The sequence below is a fragment of the Rhodococcus sp. P4_F3_2 genome (assembly GCF_056401335.1).
Genome location: NZ_JBFUJN010000302.1, coordinates 1 through 363, shown reverse-complemented (window position 1 = coordinate 363; position 363 = coordinate 1). Strand labels below are relative to the sequence as shown.

The following is a 363-nucleotide window of genomic DNA, read 5'->3' as shown; positions in this document are numbered from 1 at the left end:
GAATAGAACGCCCAGGATTCTTTGCTTCTCCAGCCATATTAATRGGGCTTTGAAARCCRTTAAAWGCRAATACAATACCGGACGTTGCTACCGCCGTCAGTACGCTTGCCCAACCATTTGGCGCGATGCCTTCTCCAGACGTAAAATTTTCACCATGGAAACCGGCAAATAAAAGTGATCCAATTGTTAAGCCAGGAATTACTATTTTAAAGATTGTGATGAGTGAATTTGCTTTGGAAAAGAGACTTACTGTCCAATAATTTAGTAAGAAATAAATAAGTAATAAAACAGAAGCAATGCCTAATCCAGGTAAAGTAAGCGTGCCATTTTTCACTAAACTACTTGTCCACTTTGCCCATTCCC

At 39.7% G+C, this 363-nt stretch carries 1 protein-coding gene; it reads right to left on the bottom strand.

Annotation, left to right across the window (positions count from 1 at the left end; genetic code table 11):
- Nucleotides 1-363: amino acid permease (locus AC1DWA_RS33850; protein WP_477917936.1), on the bottom strand; the 363-nt coding region annotated here is incomplete at both ends.